This is a genomic window from Bradyrhizobium lablabi (assembly GCF_900141755.1).
Taxonomy (GTDB): Bacteria; Pseudomonadota; Alphaproteobacteria; order Rhizobiales; family Xanthobacteraceae; genus Bradyrhizobium; species Bradyrhizobium lablabi_A.
In genome coordinates, this window is record NZ_LT670844.1 from 3,222,848 (window position 1) to 3,237,015 (window position 14,168).

The 14,168-nt window shown below is 61.9% G+C and carries 17 protein-coding genes; 10 read left to right on the forward strand and 7 right to left on the reverse strand.

The window, feature by feature from the left end:
* The first annotated feature begins 122 nt into the window (after positions 1 to 122).
* The 7 genes from B5526_RS14925 to B5526_RS14955 all read left to right on the forward strand — a co-directional run bounded on the left by B5526_RS14925 (position 123) and on the right by B5526_RS14955 (position 5,618).
* Positions 123 to 884, forward strand: a complete 762-nt coding sequence (locus B5526_RS14925) for a GntR family transcriptional regulator (protein WP_079539092.1) — start codon at positions 123 to 125, stop codon at positions 882 to 884.
* 36 nt (positions 885 to 920) lie between these two features.
* Entirely contained in the window at positions 921 to 2,285 is a 1,365-nt protein-coding gene (locus tag B5526_RS14930; protein ID WP_079539094.1) for an MFS transporter, read from the forward strand.
* Between the two features lie 126 nt (positions 2,286 to 2,411).
* On the forward strand, positions 2,412 to 3,227 hold the full coding sequence (locus B5526_RS14935) for an MBL fold metallo-hydrolase (protein WP_079539096.1): 816 nt from the start codon (positions 2,412 to 2,414) through the stop codon (positions 3,225 to 3,227).
* Positions 3,228 to 3,304: 77 nt separating this feature from the next.
* On the forward strand, positions 3,305 to 3,556 hold the full coding sequence (locus tag B5526_RS14940) for an AbrB/MazE/SpoVT family DNA-binding domain-containing protein (protein WP_079539098.1): 252 nt from the start codon (positions 3,305 to 3,307) through the stop codon (positions 3,554 to 3,556).
* The gene (locus B5526_RS14945; RefSeq protein ID WP_079539099.1) at positions 3,553 to 3,951 is read left to right on the forward strand and encodes a type II toxin-antitoxin system VapC family toxin; all 399 of its coding nucleotides are present in this window, start codon (positions 3,553 to 3,555) and stop codon (positions 3,949 to 3,951) included. The genes B5526_RS14940 and B5526_RS14945 overlap by 4 nt, the downstream gene beginning before the upstream one ends.
* Before the next feature lie 47 nt (positions 3,952 to 3,998).
* Positions 3,999 to 5,048 (forward strand): amidohydrolase family protein, encoded by a 1,050-nt coding sequence (locus B5526_RS14950; protein ID WP_079539101.1) that lies wholly within the window; start codon positions 3,999 to 4,001, stop codon positions 5,046 to 5,048.
* Positions 5,049 to 5,105: 57 nt separating this feature from the next.
* Complete coding sequence (locus B5526_RS14955) at positions 5,106 to 5,618, forward strand: GDSL-type esterase/lipase family protein (RefSeq protein WP_244562296.1); 513 nt, start codon at positions 5,106 to 5,108, stop codon at positions 5,616 to 5,618.
* A 4-nt stretch (positions 5,619 to 5,622) separates the two neighbouring features.
* Here the strand turns inward: B5526_RS14955 and B5526_RS14960 are convergent, their stop codons facing one another.
* On the reverse strand, positions 5,623 to 6,078 hold the full coding sequence (locus tag B5526_RS14960) for a cupin domain-containing protein (protein WP_079539102.1): 456 nt from the start codon (positions 6,076 to 6,078) through the stop codon (positions 5,623 to 5,625).
* 167 nt (positions 6,079 to 6,245) lie between these two features.
* Entirely contained in the window at positions 6,246 to 6,863 is a 618-nt protein-coding gene (locus B5526_RS14965) for a TetR/AcrR family transcriptional regulator (protein ID WP_172842044.1), read from the reverse strand.
* Between the two features lie 99 nt (positions 6,864 to 6,962).
* Here B5526_RS14965 and B5526_RS14970 point away from each other — a divergent pair, with 99 nt between their 5' ends.
* The gene (locus B5526_RS14970; protein ID WP_079539106.1) at positions 6,963 to 7,652 is read left to right on the forward strand and encodes a hypothetical protein; all 690 of its coding nucleotides are present in this window, start codon (positions 6,963 to 6,965) and stop codon (positions 7,650 to 7,652) included.
* A gap of 18 nt (positions 7,653 to 7,670) precedes the next feature.
* Positions 7,671 to 8,045: a DoxX family protein gene (locus B5526_RS14975; RefSeq protein ID WP_079539107.1), complete on the forward strand. Its 375-nt coding sequence runs from the start codon at positions 7,671 to 7,673 to the stop codon at positions 8,043 to 8,045.
* A 40-nt stretch (positions 8,046 to 8,085) separates the two neighbouring features.
* Here the strand turns inward: B5526_RS14975 and B5526_RS14980 are convergent, their stop codons facing one another.
* Together B5526_RS14980 and B5526_RS14985 are read right to left on the reverse strand one after the other, a co-directional pair.
* Positions 8,086 to 9,207, reverse strand: a complete 1,122-nt coding sequence (locus tag B5526_RS14980; protein ID WP_079539109.1) for a helix-turn-helix transcriptional regulator — start codon at positions 9,205 to 9,207, stop codon at positions 8,086 to 8,088.
* Between the two features lie 147 nt (positions 9,208 to 9,354).
* Positions 9,355 to 10,023 carry a TetR/AcrR family transcriptional regulator gene (locus B5526_RS14985; RefSeq protein WP_079539111.1) on the reverse strand — a complete coding sequence of 223 codons (669 nt, stop codon included), beginning with the start codon at positions 10,021 to 10,023 and terminating at the stop codon, positions 9,355 to 9,357.
* A gap of 93 nt (positions 10,024 to 10,116) precedes the next feature.
* Between B5526_RS14985 and B5526_RS14990 the strand changes: the two genes are divergently transcribed.
* Complete coding sequence (locus tag B5526_RS14990) at positions 10,117 to 11,034, forward strand: NmrA family NAD(P)-binding protein (RefSeq protein ID WP_172842045.1); 918 nt, start codon at positions 10,117 to 10,119, stop codon at positions 11,032 to 11,034.
* 4 nt (positions 11,035 to 11,038) lie between these two features.
* Here the strand turns inward: B5526_RS14990 and B5526_RS14995 are convergent, their stop codons facing one another.
* The 3 genes from B5526_RS14995 to B5526_RS15005 form a co-directional block, all read right to left on the reverse strand.
* Positions 11,039 to 11,518, reverse strand: a complete 480-nt coding sequence (locus B5526_RS14995) for a nucleoside 2-deoxyribosyltransferase (protein ID WP_172842046.1) — start codon at positions 11,516 to 11,518, stop codon at positions 11,039 to 11,041.
* A gap of 31 nt (positions 11,519 to 11,549) precedes the next feature.
* Positions 11,550 to 12,410: a S1/P1 nuclease gene (locus tag B5526_RS15000; RefSeq protein ID WP_172842047.1), complete on the reverse strand. Its 861-nt coding sequence runs from the start codon at positions 12,408 to 12,410 to the stop codon at positions 11,550 to 11,552.
* 291 nt (positions 12,411 to 12,701) lie between these two features.
* Positions 12,702 to 14,162: a sulfatase-like hydrolase/transferase gene (locus B5526_RS15005; protein WP_079539117.1), complete on the reverse strand. Its 1,461-nt coding sequence runs from the start codon at positions 14,160 to 14,162 to the stop codon at positions 12,702 to 12,704.
* Positions 14,163 to 14,168 lie beyond the last annotated feature (6 nt).

Genomic DNA, 14,168 nt, shown 5'->3' on the forward strand with positions numbered 1-14,168 from the left:
ATTCGGGAACCGCAACGGCAGGAAAGAAAACATAACTCCCATTGTAATATATCACAATATGTTTTATCGCTCGCCCCCGAAGGCTGCCGCCACAACAAAAAAACGCGGCCGGAGGGAGAGAAATGGCAAGGCGCAAGAGCGCTCTCGGACTGGTCCGTTCGGACGAAGGCGGCGCGCCCGCAAGGCGCAACCGCATCAATTTCTTCGAACTCGCCTATCAGCGCATCGAGGACCTTCTGGTCAATTGCGAATTGAAGCCGGGACGTTTCCTGACCGTGCAGGAACTGCAGGATGTGACCGGGTTCGGACGGACGCCGGTGCACAACGCCGTCAACCAGTTCGCCGACGATACACTGATCATCATCCAGCCTCGCCATGGCCTGCAGATCGCGCCGATCGATCTTTCGCGCGAACGGTTGCTGCTTGGGCTGCGCCGCGACATCGAGCGCTTCGTCGTCAAGCTCGCGACCGAGCGCGCCAGCCTCTCGCACCGCAATCAGGCGCTTCACATCGAACGCGTGCTGAGAGAGAAGCACGACACCATCACGCTCGACCAGTTCAACAAGCTCGACCGGCGCGTCGATGCGTTGCTGCTGGAGGCCTCCGGCGAGCCGTTCCTGACGCATACACTGCGGCCGCTGCATACGATTTACCGCCGCATCGGCTTCATTCATCATCGCTATATGCCGGGGCAAGCCGACCTGTCAGGCACTATCGACAATCATGTCGCGATCCTCAATGCGTTTGCGAACCGGCGCGTCGACCGCGCGGTGGCTGCGACCGACGCGCTGATCGACTTCATGGACAGCATGTTCGATGGCATGGAATCCGGTATCGATCCGAGCCTGCTCGACTGCAGCATCGAGCCGCTGCTCGGCGTGTAACAACCGATTTACAAAAAGCTCCAGGGAGAAACGAACATGACGACGGCAGTGCTTCCACATCAAGCGGCGATGGACAGCGCCGTCCGCTACCTGATCACCAAATACAGCCCGAAGGGCAACAAGGTCGGATGGCTGATGATGGCCTCGATCCTGGTCGAAGCCTGGGATCTCTATTCGATCGCTTTCGTCCTGATCTTCGTCCGCGATCAATTCAACCCCGATCCGTTCCTCCTGGGTCTCGCGGCGGCCGGCACGCAAGGCGGCGCGCTGATTGGGGCCCTGATCGGCGGCTGGCTGTCGGACAAGATCGGCCGCCGCGTGATGTTCCTCGCCACCATGGTGCTGTTCATCGTGCTGGCGCTGGCGCAGGCCTTCGTGCCCAACATCGGCTGGCTCATCGTCATTCGTTTTCTCCTGGGCGTGCCGCTCGGAAGCGATATCTCGACCGGTTATACCTACATCATGGAATCCATGGCCAAGGGCGAGCGCGAGGTGATGGGCAACCGCTGGCAGTTCATGTTCGCCGTGGGCGAAGTGCTGACGCTGGCGGTGATCGCGATCTTTCTCGTTCTCAACATCGACCACGAAACCGTGTGGCGGGTCGTGCTCGGCCTCGGCGCACTGCCTGCACTGATCATCCTCATCATGCGCCACGACGTGCCGGAAACCGCGGTGTGGCTGGTGCAGCAGGGCCGTTTTCGCGAAGCCAAGGAGGTCGCGCTGCAGATGTACAACGACAATCTCGACATGCTGCCGAACGAGGACGTCGTACCGGCGAAGCCGCGGCCGTCGGCCTTCCTCGCCGATCTGCGCAAGGATCCGATCCGCTGGCGCGCCACGCTGTATGGCTGGATCGCCTGCTTCGCGCAGGCCAGCGAATTCTCGACCTTCGCTTTCTACCTGCCGGTGCTGTTCGCGATGGTCGGCGTGTCCACGATCCTCGGCAACAACCTCGTCACCATGGCGCTGTTCTCGTTCGCCGCGGTCTCGGGCTGGGTCGGACCGCTGTTGACGCCGAAGATCGGACATCGCGGCATCGGCATCGCCGGATTTTCAATCGTGATGGTTTCGCTCCTGATCGCCGCCGCCGCGCTCTACACTGATCACAAATATGTGCTGCCGTTCGCCGCGGCCGGCATGCTGTGGGGTCATTATTGGAGCGCCTCGAACTGCATGACCATTCCGACCATGGTGGCGAAACCCGAGTATCGCGGCACCGCGAGCGGTTTTGCCTATATGTTCGTCAAACTGCCATCGTTTCTTGCGATCTTCCTGTTCCCGTCGCTGTTCGCGGCGATCGGCCAGGCCAACGCGACGCTGTTTGTCGCCGTCTTTCCGCTGATCGGGTTGCTCGCGGCAATCTTCATCCTGCCCGAGGTTTACGGCTACGAGCACGATTGAGAAGCGCCGGCAAAGCCCGCCTGTCGGATGAGGCGCGGCATGGCAGCTCTGTGTCTTCCGCCGTCGTCATGACGGAAGCAGGATTGCGCGCTACAGTGCAGGTGCCACCGGTCCCCGGGTCCTGCCATGTTGCGATGTTTTTCCGTTGTCTTCGCCTTGTTGAGTTGGCTGATGGTACCAGCCGCCGCGCAGGATGCGCCGCGCAGCGAATGTCTGGCGATGGCGAACGCGACGCCGCGCGCCACCCCGGTCGGTCTTCGCGAGGCCGCGGCGAAAGCCGACGAAGTCGCGATCACCTATGCCGGCCATTCGACCTATTACATCGACACGCCCGGCGGCGTTCGGATCGCGACCGATTTCAGCGGCGCCAACACGACCGGCCGGCTGCCCGATATCGTCACCATGAACCGGGCGCACTCCACGCACTACACGCTGTTTCCCGATCCCCATATCCCCCATGTGCTGCACGGCTGGGGCGACGACGGGCAGCCCGCCAAGATCGCGCTTCGGGTCGGCGACGTCTACATCCGCAATGTCACGACCGACATCCGGCGCTATTACGGCGATGATTCCAGCGCGGAGATGATCAGGGACGGCAATTCGATCTTCATTTTCGAGGTCGCGGGCCTCTGCATCGGCCATCTCGGGCACCTGCATCACAAGCTCGACGACAGCCATTTCGCGGCGATCGGCCGGCTCGATATCGTGATGGTGCCGATCGACGGCACCTATACCATGTCGCTCGACGGCATTTCGGACATCACGCGGCGGCTGCGCGCCTCGGTGGTGCTGCCGATGCACCGTTTCGCAACGCCGCTCGAGGAATTCATGCAAAAAATCGGTCAGCAATTCGAAATCGACGTGCGGACCGAGCGGACCCTGACGATTTCGCGGGAGACGCTGCCGGCCACGCCGACCGTCATTATTCTCAAGGGGGTTTGACACGCCAAGTTCGACGCGCGCAGAGACTTGATCGTAAGGTATTTTTACCTTACATTGACCTCGAAATGAGGCCATCGATGATTACACTTACCGTAACCGCCAAGGGACAAGTTACCCTGCGCAAGGACATCCTGAGGCATCTGGGTGTTCAGCCGGGGGAGAAAATCGCCGTGGATAAGCTTCCTGACGGCCGGGTCGAAGTGAAGGCCGCTCGGCCCACGGGCAATATTTCGGATGCATTCAATTTCCTGAAGAGGAAGGGCGGCCCGTCCTTGTCGATTGAGGAAATGAACAAGATTGCCGCCCGGGGTTGGGCCGGCAAGCGATGAAGATTACGGCCGATACCAACGTCCTGGTTCGGGCAGTCATTGGCGATGACGCGCAGCAAAGCAAAGCCGCTCAGACGATTCTAAAGAAGGCAGACGTCGTTGCGCTGGCGATACCGGCGCTCTGCGAATTAGTATGGGTACTGTCGCAGGGCTACAAGGTTCCGGCGCGGGATATCGCCGAAGCGATCAGGCGTTTGATGAACGGTACCAACGTCGCGGTGAACAGGCCCGCGGCGGAAGCCGGATTGGCTGTGCTGGACATAGGCGGCGACTTTGCCGACGGTGTCATCGCTTATGAAGGAAGCTGGCTCGGCGCGGATGCCTTCGTTTCCTTCGACAAGAAGGCCGTGAGGTTGATGGAAGCACAAGGCAGATCGGCTCAGTTGCTGGCCTAGATAATCTCTGCGCGTCAATTTTTGCGGTAATTCAGGGAGCGAACACCATGGCCAGCAATGCCCCCGTATCCGGAAGCGGGCTCTATGCCGATCCGCGCGAAGACTGGCTCGCCTTGCGGAAGGAGGAGATCATCGATCCACAGCGCCCGATCGTCGACCCTCACCATCATCTGTGGGACCGCGGCGGCCAGCGCTACATGATCGAGGAGATGGCCGCCGACATCGCCTCCGGCCACAATATTGTTGCAACCGTCTATGTCGATTGCCGCTCGATGTATCGCGCACACGGACCGGAAGCGTTCCGCCCCGTGGGCGAAGTCGAATTTGCTAACGGCGTCGCGGCGATGAGCGCGAGCGGCGGCTATGGTCCGGCCGCGATCTGCGCCGGCATTGTCAGCCACGTCAATCTCTTGCTGGGCGAGGATGCCCGCGCCGTGTTGGAGGCGGAAATTACCGCCGGCAATGGCCGCTTCCGCGGCATCCGGCATTCCTCGGCGTGGGACGCGGACCCAAACGTCGCCGGCATGTATGCGACGCGCCCGAAAGGCCTGTTGCTCGACGAAACGTTTCGCAAGGGATTTGCCTGTCTCGCGCCGCTCAACTTAAGTTTCGACGCGTGGCTGTTTCACCCGCAGATCGGTGAGCTTGCCGATCTCGCGCGCGCCTTTCCGGATACAAAAATCGTGCTCGATCATTGCGGCGGCCCGATCGGCCTCGGCGGTTACGCCAACCGGCGCGACGAGATTTTTGCGGAATGGAAGGCGTCGACCCGGGACATCGCGAAATGCCGCAATGTGGTCGTAAAACTCGGTGGCCTCGCGATGCGGTTGCTGGGCTATGATTTTCACGAGCATCCAAAGCCGCCATCGTCCGAAGAGGCGGCCGCGGCGTGGCGCCCCTATATCGAGACCTGCATCGAGGCGTTCGGCCCCGAGCGCTGCATGTTCGAGAGCAACTTTCCGCCCGACAAGGGCCAGTGCAGCTATCAAGTGATCTTCAACGCCTTCAAGCGCATCGCCGCGCAATATAGCGAGGCGGAGAAGACCGCGCTGTTCTCGAAGACGGCGACGGATTTTTATAGGCTCCGGCCTGCCTAATGGCGATGGTGGTGGGCAAGGATGTCAGGCTTTGGTGCAATCCATGGAGAGGCGGCGATGAAACGGCGGACTTCTTGGCTGAAGATGCTTGGATGCCTCGCAATCCTGGCCGGAATATCGAATTTTGCTGATACCTCGGCCCATGCAGCAACCATCGTGGCTCTTGGCGCCAGCAATACCTTTGGCAAGGGGGTTGCGCGCAATCAGGCCTATCCTGCGCAACTCGAAGCGATATTGCGAACGAGGGGACTCAACGTCCGGGTGATAAACGCCGGCATCAACGGCGACACGACGCAGGGGATGCTGGGGCGACTGGATCGCGCCGTGCCGAACGGAACCGGTGCCGTTATTTTGCAGCCGGGCGGGAACGACGGACGCAAGGGGAGCCCGGATCGCACGGCCGAAATTCAGAGCCGCTTGAGTGCCCGGGGTATTCCAGTGATCCTGATGCCAAACAATGTTTTGAAGGGATTGCCTCACCAGCCTGACGGTCAGCATTTGACCCCTGACGGCTACCGCATGCTGGCAGAGTCGGTGGCCTCTCAGGTCGCGGGGGCGATCGGCCGCTAGGCTCTCAGGCCGAGCCCATCAGGCTCGCGGGCTGGCGCTTGCCGGATGGCAGCAGCGTTCGCTTGATCTTGGAGAACACCCGCAGCGCGAAGCCGAGCAGCACCGGCTGGGTCTTGCGGCAGAACGCGAGCTTCTTGACGCGGCCGTCGACATGCCATTTGGCATGCGCGCCGTCCTTGAAGAAGATGACGTCGCCGGGGCCATATCGGGTCGGACCCATCGTATCGCTTTCGAGCACGATGGCGCCTTCGAGGATCAGGATGGTCTCGTCGAAATCATAGTACCAGTTGAACTTGCCCTCGCTGCACTGCCAGACCATGGTCGACGCCAGCCCGTCCGCGCTTTTCGACAGCACGCAGCATTGCGCAACCGGATTGCCCTCGATGATCCACGACGGCTCGATCGGCCGCGGCGTCAGGTTGACGACGAGGTTGGCGGTTTCGATCAGCGTGCGGGACATCAAAAACCTCAAACGGCCAGATTCAAGAATTGGCTCAAGATGCGGAGCGAACGCAGCTTGGCGAAGTGCTGCGCCAAGCTAGGAATAAACTTTTAAGCCTTTCTTACGGCGCTCGGTTCAATCGCAGCAAACGAGGCCGGATTTGACGGCAAATCAGGCCGCGGCGGCTACTTTTTGCCTCCATCCGCCGGCGCCGACCCGATCAAGGCCTTCAGGAAGGTAACCATGATGCGGCCGCTGCGGCTCGTCTCGCCGTCTTTCGACACCAGCGCCATGCCGCGGCCGAGCGCGATGAAGCCGGTGGCGATATCGACGGGATCGGCGGGCGGCTTCTTGCCGAACAGCTCGAAAAGTTTGGTGACGAACGTGCCCAGCGCGCGGCGATGCTTGCGGTTCAGTTCGTTATAACCTTCCGCAAACGAAGGGCTGCGCAGCGCCTGCAATTGCAGCTCGATCGCCAACACCGCAAAGGCGGGATCGGAATTGATGGTCGCGGCCCATTTCTCTATGCCCGCCATGGCCTTCGCGACATCACCCCCGGCGCTGCTCAGCGCGGCCTCGATCTTGGCGCGCTCTTCGGATTGGTGCCGCTGGACGAGCTCCAGCAGGATCGCCTCCTTGTCCGGAAAATTCGAATAGAACGCGCCCTGCGAAAATCCCGCCGCGTCCGCGATGTCGCGCACCGAGGCCTGGGCGAAACCTTTCCTGACGATCTCGTCGCGCGCCGCCTCGATCAGGAGGTTCTTGGTACGCGCCTGACTTTCCTCGCGATTCAGCCTTGGCAATTTGGGTCGCTCCAGACAACAGATAGCAGTTGATTTTCAGATAGCTAGTGGTATTTGTAATCCGAAGCGGCCGATTGGGGCTCCGGGAGGACGTATATCATGGAGACCAGATCGTTGGACCGCATGCTCGCCATCCTGGCAACGTTTGCCGCGTTGACGGTGGCCGGCATGGCGGTCGCCATCCTCGCGACAAAAGGTTCGCAGGATTTCTTCCAGACCGCGCGCCCGGTTGAAGCCTATGGCGCGTATCTTTCGACCCCGCTGGTCGCGTTCGGCCTTCGGCTCAATCTCGGGCTCGATAACCTCTTCATGCTGTTCTACGGGGCCTTCTTCATCGTGCTGAGCGTCCGGCTGCGCGACACACTCGGGCCCAGCCTCGCCGGCACCGCGCTTGCCGCTGTCATGCTGACGGTCGTGCTGGATTCGATCGAGAACCATCACATCATGACCATGGTGCATTCGATCCAGAACGGGCTGCCGCTGTCGGTGACCGACGGGCAGCTTCAGATGATCGCCTCCCAAGTAAAATTTCACGCCAGCTATCTTGCGGTTCTGCTGTTCTCGTTCGGATTCCTGCAACTGGGAAAGCTCGGCCGCATCATCGCGATCGTGCTGTGGTGCTACATTCCCTGCGGCGTACTGATTTCGGTGATTCCGGTCGAGCAGGCCAAGGCACTCGTGCTCGGACGAACGATCTTCTTCGTCTTTGCCTTCATCCTCTCGGCCGTCCTGTTCTTTTCGCTCGCCAAAAAATCAGCGCCGGCGCCGTCAAGCCAAAACATAGCATAACCGACCAAGGAGCGCGCCATGCCCATCACGGTGATCACGATTGTCGGCCGCACTTTGCTCGCGCTGCTGTTCATTCTCGCAGGGCTTGCGAAGATCGCCGGCCCTCAGCCGTTCCTCGATCATATGGCCGCCCACCACATTCCCGGCCTGTTGCTGCCGCTGGTCATCGTGCTCGAACTCGGCGCCGGCGTCGCGCTCCTGATCGGATGGCAGCTCACCTGGTCAGCAGGCGCGCTGGCGTTGTTCTGCGTCGCCACCGCGTTCGTGTTTCATCTCGACCTCGCCGACAAGGCCGAGCGGACGCTGTTCGTAAAAGACCTCGCGATCGCCGGTGCGCTGATGGTGATCGCGGCCGGCGCGGCGCAGATGCGCGGCGCGGTATCGATCGGATAGCGATACGGCCGGCTCCCCCGACCCTGGCCTTCGACTGAGATTAATTTGGCGTGCGTTGCGGCGGATGCCATTGCGGCCGCCCTACATTGCCGAGCAGCGAGACAAGTTCGGCCTGGCGCGTTGTTCCGGTTTTGGCAAAGACAGCCTTGACCTGACTGCGGATCGTTTCCTGCGACAGGCTGAGGCTCGCCGCGAGCTCGCCGATCGTCTTGCCCTCGAGAAGTCCGTTGGCGGCGCGACTTTCGGCCGGCGACAGGTCGAACAGGCCGTTGAGCAAATCGTCCGGCAATGATTGCGGCGAGCCGAGCGGCGTAATCACGAGGATGGCCATCGCCGACCCAAAAATGTCATGGGCGGAGCGGCGGACCGGCAGCAGATGGATTACCATGGCCGCGTCATCGCCGTTCGACGGCACCGGGATCGACCTGGCACCGGTTTGAAATTCACCGGAATTGAGATGTTCGATCGCCTCCGACAGCAGCGAATTTGCGCCGGAATGGGTCAAGGCGATCCTGCCGAAGCCACGCGAAACGATCTGCTTGCCGGCCTGCTCGAATAGCGGACTTGTCGCAACGATCTTTCCATCGCCCACCATGACCGCCGAAGGAAGGCCCATCGTCGTAAGCGATTCGAGCATTCCTTGCGCGCGCTCAAGGCGGAGACGAGCCGACATCAGCGCCGCCCGTGCCAGATGCGGCCGCAGCGAGTTGAGCCTGGCAATGACGGTGTCGTCGATCGGACCCTCGGCGAGGCCGCGCTCGATGCTGATGGCCAGCATGTCGTCGCTCGGGACTTGAAACACGGCTCCTGCGGCCCAACCGAACCCGCGCGGATAAAGCAACTCCTGAAACGTCGGATCCACCGCCATTTCAGCCGATGTGAACATATCGATCTCTCGCATGAACCCCAGATGTTTGTGCTTTAGCAGCCGTTCCATCCGTGGATTTCGCACATGAAAACCGCCTTCGACGAAGGCGATACCCAAGTGCCTGACCGATTCCGAGGACGTCCACCGCAGCGTGTGCGGATCCGTCGTCAGCAAGAATGTGCCGATTGCTCCGGCCAATTGCGCCAGCCGATCGAGAACCGACGGCCACTTTTCGGGGACCGCGGCCGCTTCATAGATCAAGTCGAGCAGCTCGCCGTCGTCGCCGAGCGACATTTTCCGTCCTCCCGTTGGCGCCAGCATCGAGAAACCCGTTCAAGCGCAATCGGGGGGCGCATTGAAGCAACTGTAGCTGGTTCGCCCAAACGGGTGAAGCCAATTCAAGTCACCTGGATCCGCGATGAAGCGAGCTCTATACCGGCCTCAAGGGCATCCTTGACTGGTGAGATCGCCGTCTCCTTGCGGATAGAGCTTGAGGAAAGCCGCGGTGGCCTCGGTGACGCGGCGCGCGATCTCGCTCGCGCTCGGCCGCTCGGCGACGCGGAGCAACAGGCCGGTCATGGAATTGCCCCACACCAGCCCGGCAAATTGCTCAGCCATGACATCAGGATCGCCGCCGAGAAGTCCGGCGGAGCGAGCGCGGGTCATGATGGCGCGCAAGGCGGCACGGCTGGGCTCGATCCCCGTCACGTTCAGCGCCTGTGCCACCTCCGGCGCGCGGACCGCCTCGGCGATCGCCAATCGAAACACGGCAACCACCGTGGGATCGCTGATCTCGCGCAACAACTGCGTCGCGAAGGTTTTCAGCGTGCGCGAAAGCGTTTCGCGGTCATGCGGCTCGGGCATGCCCTCCGGCATCTGCAACCGTTTGGCGCGCTCGCGGATGCAGGCCGCCAGCATCTCCTGCTTGCTGCCGACCAGCGCGTAAAGCTCCCGCTTTGAGACCCGGGCGCGCGTCGCGATCTCGAGCGTGCTGGTGGCGGCAAAGCCGCTCTCCATGAAAGCCGAAAATGCCGCGTCGAGGATGCGCGTGCGCGCCGGGGGCTCATCGGGATTTTCCGCGCGCGGTTTCGTGATCGATCGGGTCGCCATCGTCCCTTGACTTGGTACCAATCGGTACCATACCTTCACCTGTTGGTACCATATGGTACCCGGGCGATGCAAAATGTAAAGGGAGCAACAGCCATGGCAAAACCAGTCCTCGTCACATCGGCGGCCGGCGGCCGGCAAGGCAAGACCGGGCGGCACGTCTCCGAAATGCTACTCGCGCGCAAAATTCCCGTCCGCGCCTTCGTCCACAAGATCGATGAACGCTCGGAGGCGCTACGCGCACTCGGCGCCGAAATATTCGAAGGCGATTTCCTCGACGCTCGTTCGGTCATGCGCGCGGCGCAGGGCACTTCAGCCGTCTATTTCGCCTATCCGGTGCAGGATGGCCTGCTCGATGCGACCGCGGCGATGGCCCTTGCCGCGCGCGAGGCCGGGATTTCGCGCGTCGTCAATCTGGTGATGCTGCAGTCGTCCCTCGACGCTCCCACCCCGCGGATGCGGCAGAACTATTTGTCCGAACAGGTTTTCGAATGGGCGGGAATCGGCGCGGTACATGTCAGGGCCACCGTGTTCTACGAAAATCTCGGCGCACTGGTCCGCCAGAGCCTGCCGGCGCAAGGCGCGGTGCGGCTGCCCTGGGGCAACGAACAGACCATGCTTCCGCTGGTCGCGGCCGAAGATGTCGCGCGCGTCGCGGTCGGGCTCCTGGCCAGTCCCTCGCTCACGGCGGGCACGGCCTATCCCCTGGTCGGCACGGTGATTTCGCTGCAGGAGATCATCGCGACCTTCGGCCGCGTGCTGGCCAAGAACGTGCGCTACGAAGAGATCACCGACGAGGAATGGCGCAGCGACGCGCTGGCGCGGGGTTACGGTCAGCATGCGGTCGAACATCTTTCCGCGCTCTGGAAGGCGCTTCGCGGCGCAAGCCTCGATCCGGAACGGGCGCGCTTCGCGGCGACCGATACGATCGAGAAAATCGGCGGCGCGAAGCCCAAGACGTTCGAGCAATTCGTCCGCGCAGGCCAAAGCGGCTTGCTGGCGAAGACGGCCTGAGGCGTTAACGGCGGAGCCGGGCCAGCGCCGCCTCGAGTTCCGCCAGCGCCAGGATGATCCCGCCGCCGCTTTGGCGGATGAAGTACTCAACCTGCAGATTGACGGTCGAGCCTTCATTGTCGGCGGAAAGCCGGAAATCGCCGCGATAGCCGATGATCGGCTTACCCTTGGCAAAGCCGTATCCGATTTCGGCCGCGGTGCCGCTATCGACGTCGACCCCGTCGAGGACGGCGAAGATGAGATCGCAAGCGTCGATGGCCGCGCGGTTGTTGCCGCCGATTTCGACATTCAATACCCGCCACGCATCGCGCCTGGCCCCGCCGTACGGCAATTTGAGGACCGCGTCGATCCGGGATTGATCCGTCAGCGTCCAGGGATCGAGCGCCTCATGACCGAGCCGCTTGAGCTCGGCGAGAATTCGATCGTTGTGGAATTCCCGTCCGGCTTCCGAAAATCCGAGCGGTCCGGCGGTGTAAATCTTCAAAGCCACTCTCCATCAAAATCGGGCTGCGCCCTCAGGGCACGGGACATTGCTTGGAAGCGTAAGCGTCGTTGAGGAATTTCGCCAGCCGAAGGCCGGCGACGCCGAGCTGGCGACTGACAATGGGTGCCACCCTCTGATAGTAGGCATCGCCGAGCACGCTGTTTTCGGGCAGCAGCGCCCAAACGGCTTGCGCCGCCTTGTGGGTTTCCTCGGCCCATTGCTCCGGCGTGCCGCCGTCAATGCCGCTGACTTTCGCCTCCGGACTCGTGAGCCAGCCGTTGCCGGTCTCCAGCAGGTCGACATACCTGCCCCAGTCCCACACCGTCCCCAGGATAAGCCCGCTGTCCCAAGCGGCGTGGAATTTCATGTAATCGTGCTGGGGGATGCACGATCCGGTACATTTATCGCCACGCGCGAACAAATCGATGATGATGTCGTTGCCGCCGGTCTTTTCCAGGATGACGTGCAGCGGCTGGTGGATATCGCCGACAAAATGCACGGCGAATTTCAGCGCCTCGACTTGCTTGTCGCCGGGCGCGCAACGCAATTCGTTCCTCAGCCGTTTGAGCTCGTTGACGATGCGATCGCCCCTGGTCGCCTCGTCCGCCGGGTGGCAATCGACGGCTTCGTCATAATTGTCGCGCGCGAGCGGAATGCTGACGAAGTGCCAGTTACTGGTTTCGGGGCGGGCGTCGCGGGCGTCGTCGGCCCAGCTCGCGATGGCGGCGAGCGAATGGCCCTTGCCCAGCAATTGCTCGACCATCGTGGCGGCCTCCGGGCTAAGACGATGTTGGGCGATCTCGGCGATGATCGAATGACCCTCCTGGCCCCAGGCCAGCGCCTGTCCGCTCAACGCGCATGAAAGTACCGCAGCTAAGATGGCCGTTCTCATGGTCGGTCTCCGCGTCAGATCAACGGGACAGAAGTGTGCCATAGAGACATAACAATCAAAAGATGCGGGTGATTTGCCGCGCCCGGCGCCGGGCTGCACATCCGATCGTTGCCGGTGTCACGCCGAGTTCGACTTCTTTCTTTCGCACGCCGGCCCAGGCCCGCGCATGTAATGGCGTTCGGCATGATAGGACGATCGCCCGAAGAACCCGAGTACATTCGTCATCAGCGAGAGCAGCAGTTTGCGAAAGAGATGCATGGGCCTAACCCTCAGCTCGCGGAAAAACCCTGTTCAGTGGAATTCAGCCCGAATACCTGGAGGCGGCGAGAAACCAAGATCGCCGCGCGCGATGACGGCCTCGCGTCCGCCATGTCGCTGCAACTGTTCGGCCTGACGTTTCTTGGCACGGGCGTCGACATCTTCCGGGGAAAGCATCGCCCGCAGCGCGGCTTCGCATTGCGCGAGAACTTCGGCGAATTGCGGTTCGGCGGAAAGATCCTTTACTTCCTCGGGATCGGCGGCCAGATCGAACAGCTGCGGCGGATATTTCGCATAATGCACATACTTGAATTTGCCGAGGCGGATCGCGAAGGCGCCCGTGGTCGATCCCATGCCGTGATATTCGCTCAATACCGTGCGTTGCGGTTTCTCGCCATCGGCGAGCCGCGCCAGCGATACGCCGGGATGATCGGCATCGATCATGCCGCGCCCGCTTTCGCCGACGCAGTCGATGATGAAGGGATAGATATCGACGAGATTGGCCGGCGTATCGACGATGTGCCGTTTGGGAATGCCCTCGCCGGCGACGATCAGCGGCACGCCGCAGGTCTCTTCGTAAAGTGTCGATTTGCCCCACAGGCCGCGCTTGCCGAGCGCATCACCGTGATCGCTGGTATAGATGACGCGCGTGTCATTCGATAACCCGGCGTCGGCGAGCGCATTGAGCACCTTGCCGGCTTGTTCGTCCATGAAGCTGCAGAGGCCGTAATAACCCGCAACCGCGCGCCGGATGTCTTCTTGCGTCTTGAAATAGTCGTCGAAATTAAAGGACGCCGCATAGTCGCGCACGAAGGGGTGGGTCGGCCGTTCGTCCTGCTGGTAAAAGCGCGGCATCGGAAGCTTCGGATCGTTGAAATAGCGGAAGTAATGCTCCGGCGGCGCCGTCAGCGGGTAATGCGGCGCCACGAACGAGACGAACAGCACCCACGGCCTGTCCTGATATTTCGGCGCCTCCTGATGCAGCCAGACCTGCGCGCGCGCCGCAATCTCCCGATCATATTGGGTGTAGGGCGACTCGCCCGGCCCCGCCATGCGCGCCATCTTGTAGGCCGCGCCGCGCACCGGCAGGTCGTCGCGGATCAGGCCCATCAGATCGCCCTTGCCCTCGATGACCTGCATCGGAACGATCGATTCCGAAAATCCGCTGTCATCGTCATCCGAGCGAAAGTGAAGCTTGCCGACGGACACGACCTGGTGGCCGGCATCGCGCAGGCGGTGATGCCAGCTCGGAACCGAGCCGTCATAGGGATCGGCGTTGTCCCAATATCCGATCTGGTGAATGTATTTGCCGGTGGCAAAAGAGGCGCGCGCGGGGACGCAGACCGGCGACGGCGTCCAGCAATCGGTAAAGCGGGTGCCGCGCGCCGCCAGCGCGTCGAGGTGGGGAGTGGACACGAGCTTGTGCCCGTAACAGCCCATCAGCGCGCGGCTGTGCTGGTCCGACATCAGGATCAGCAGGTTCTTCGCCTTCATTGCATC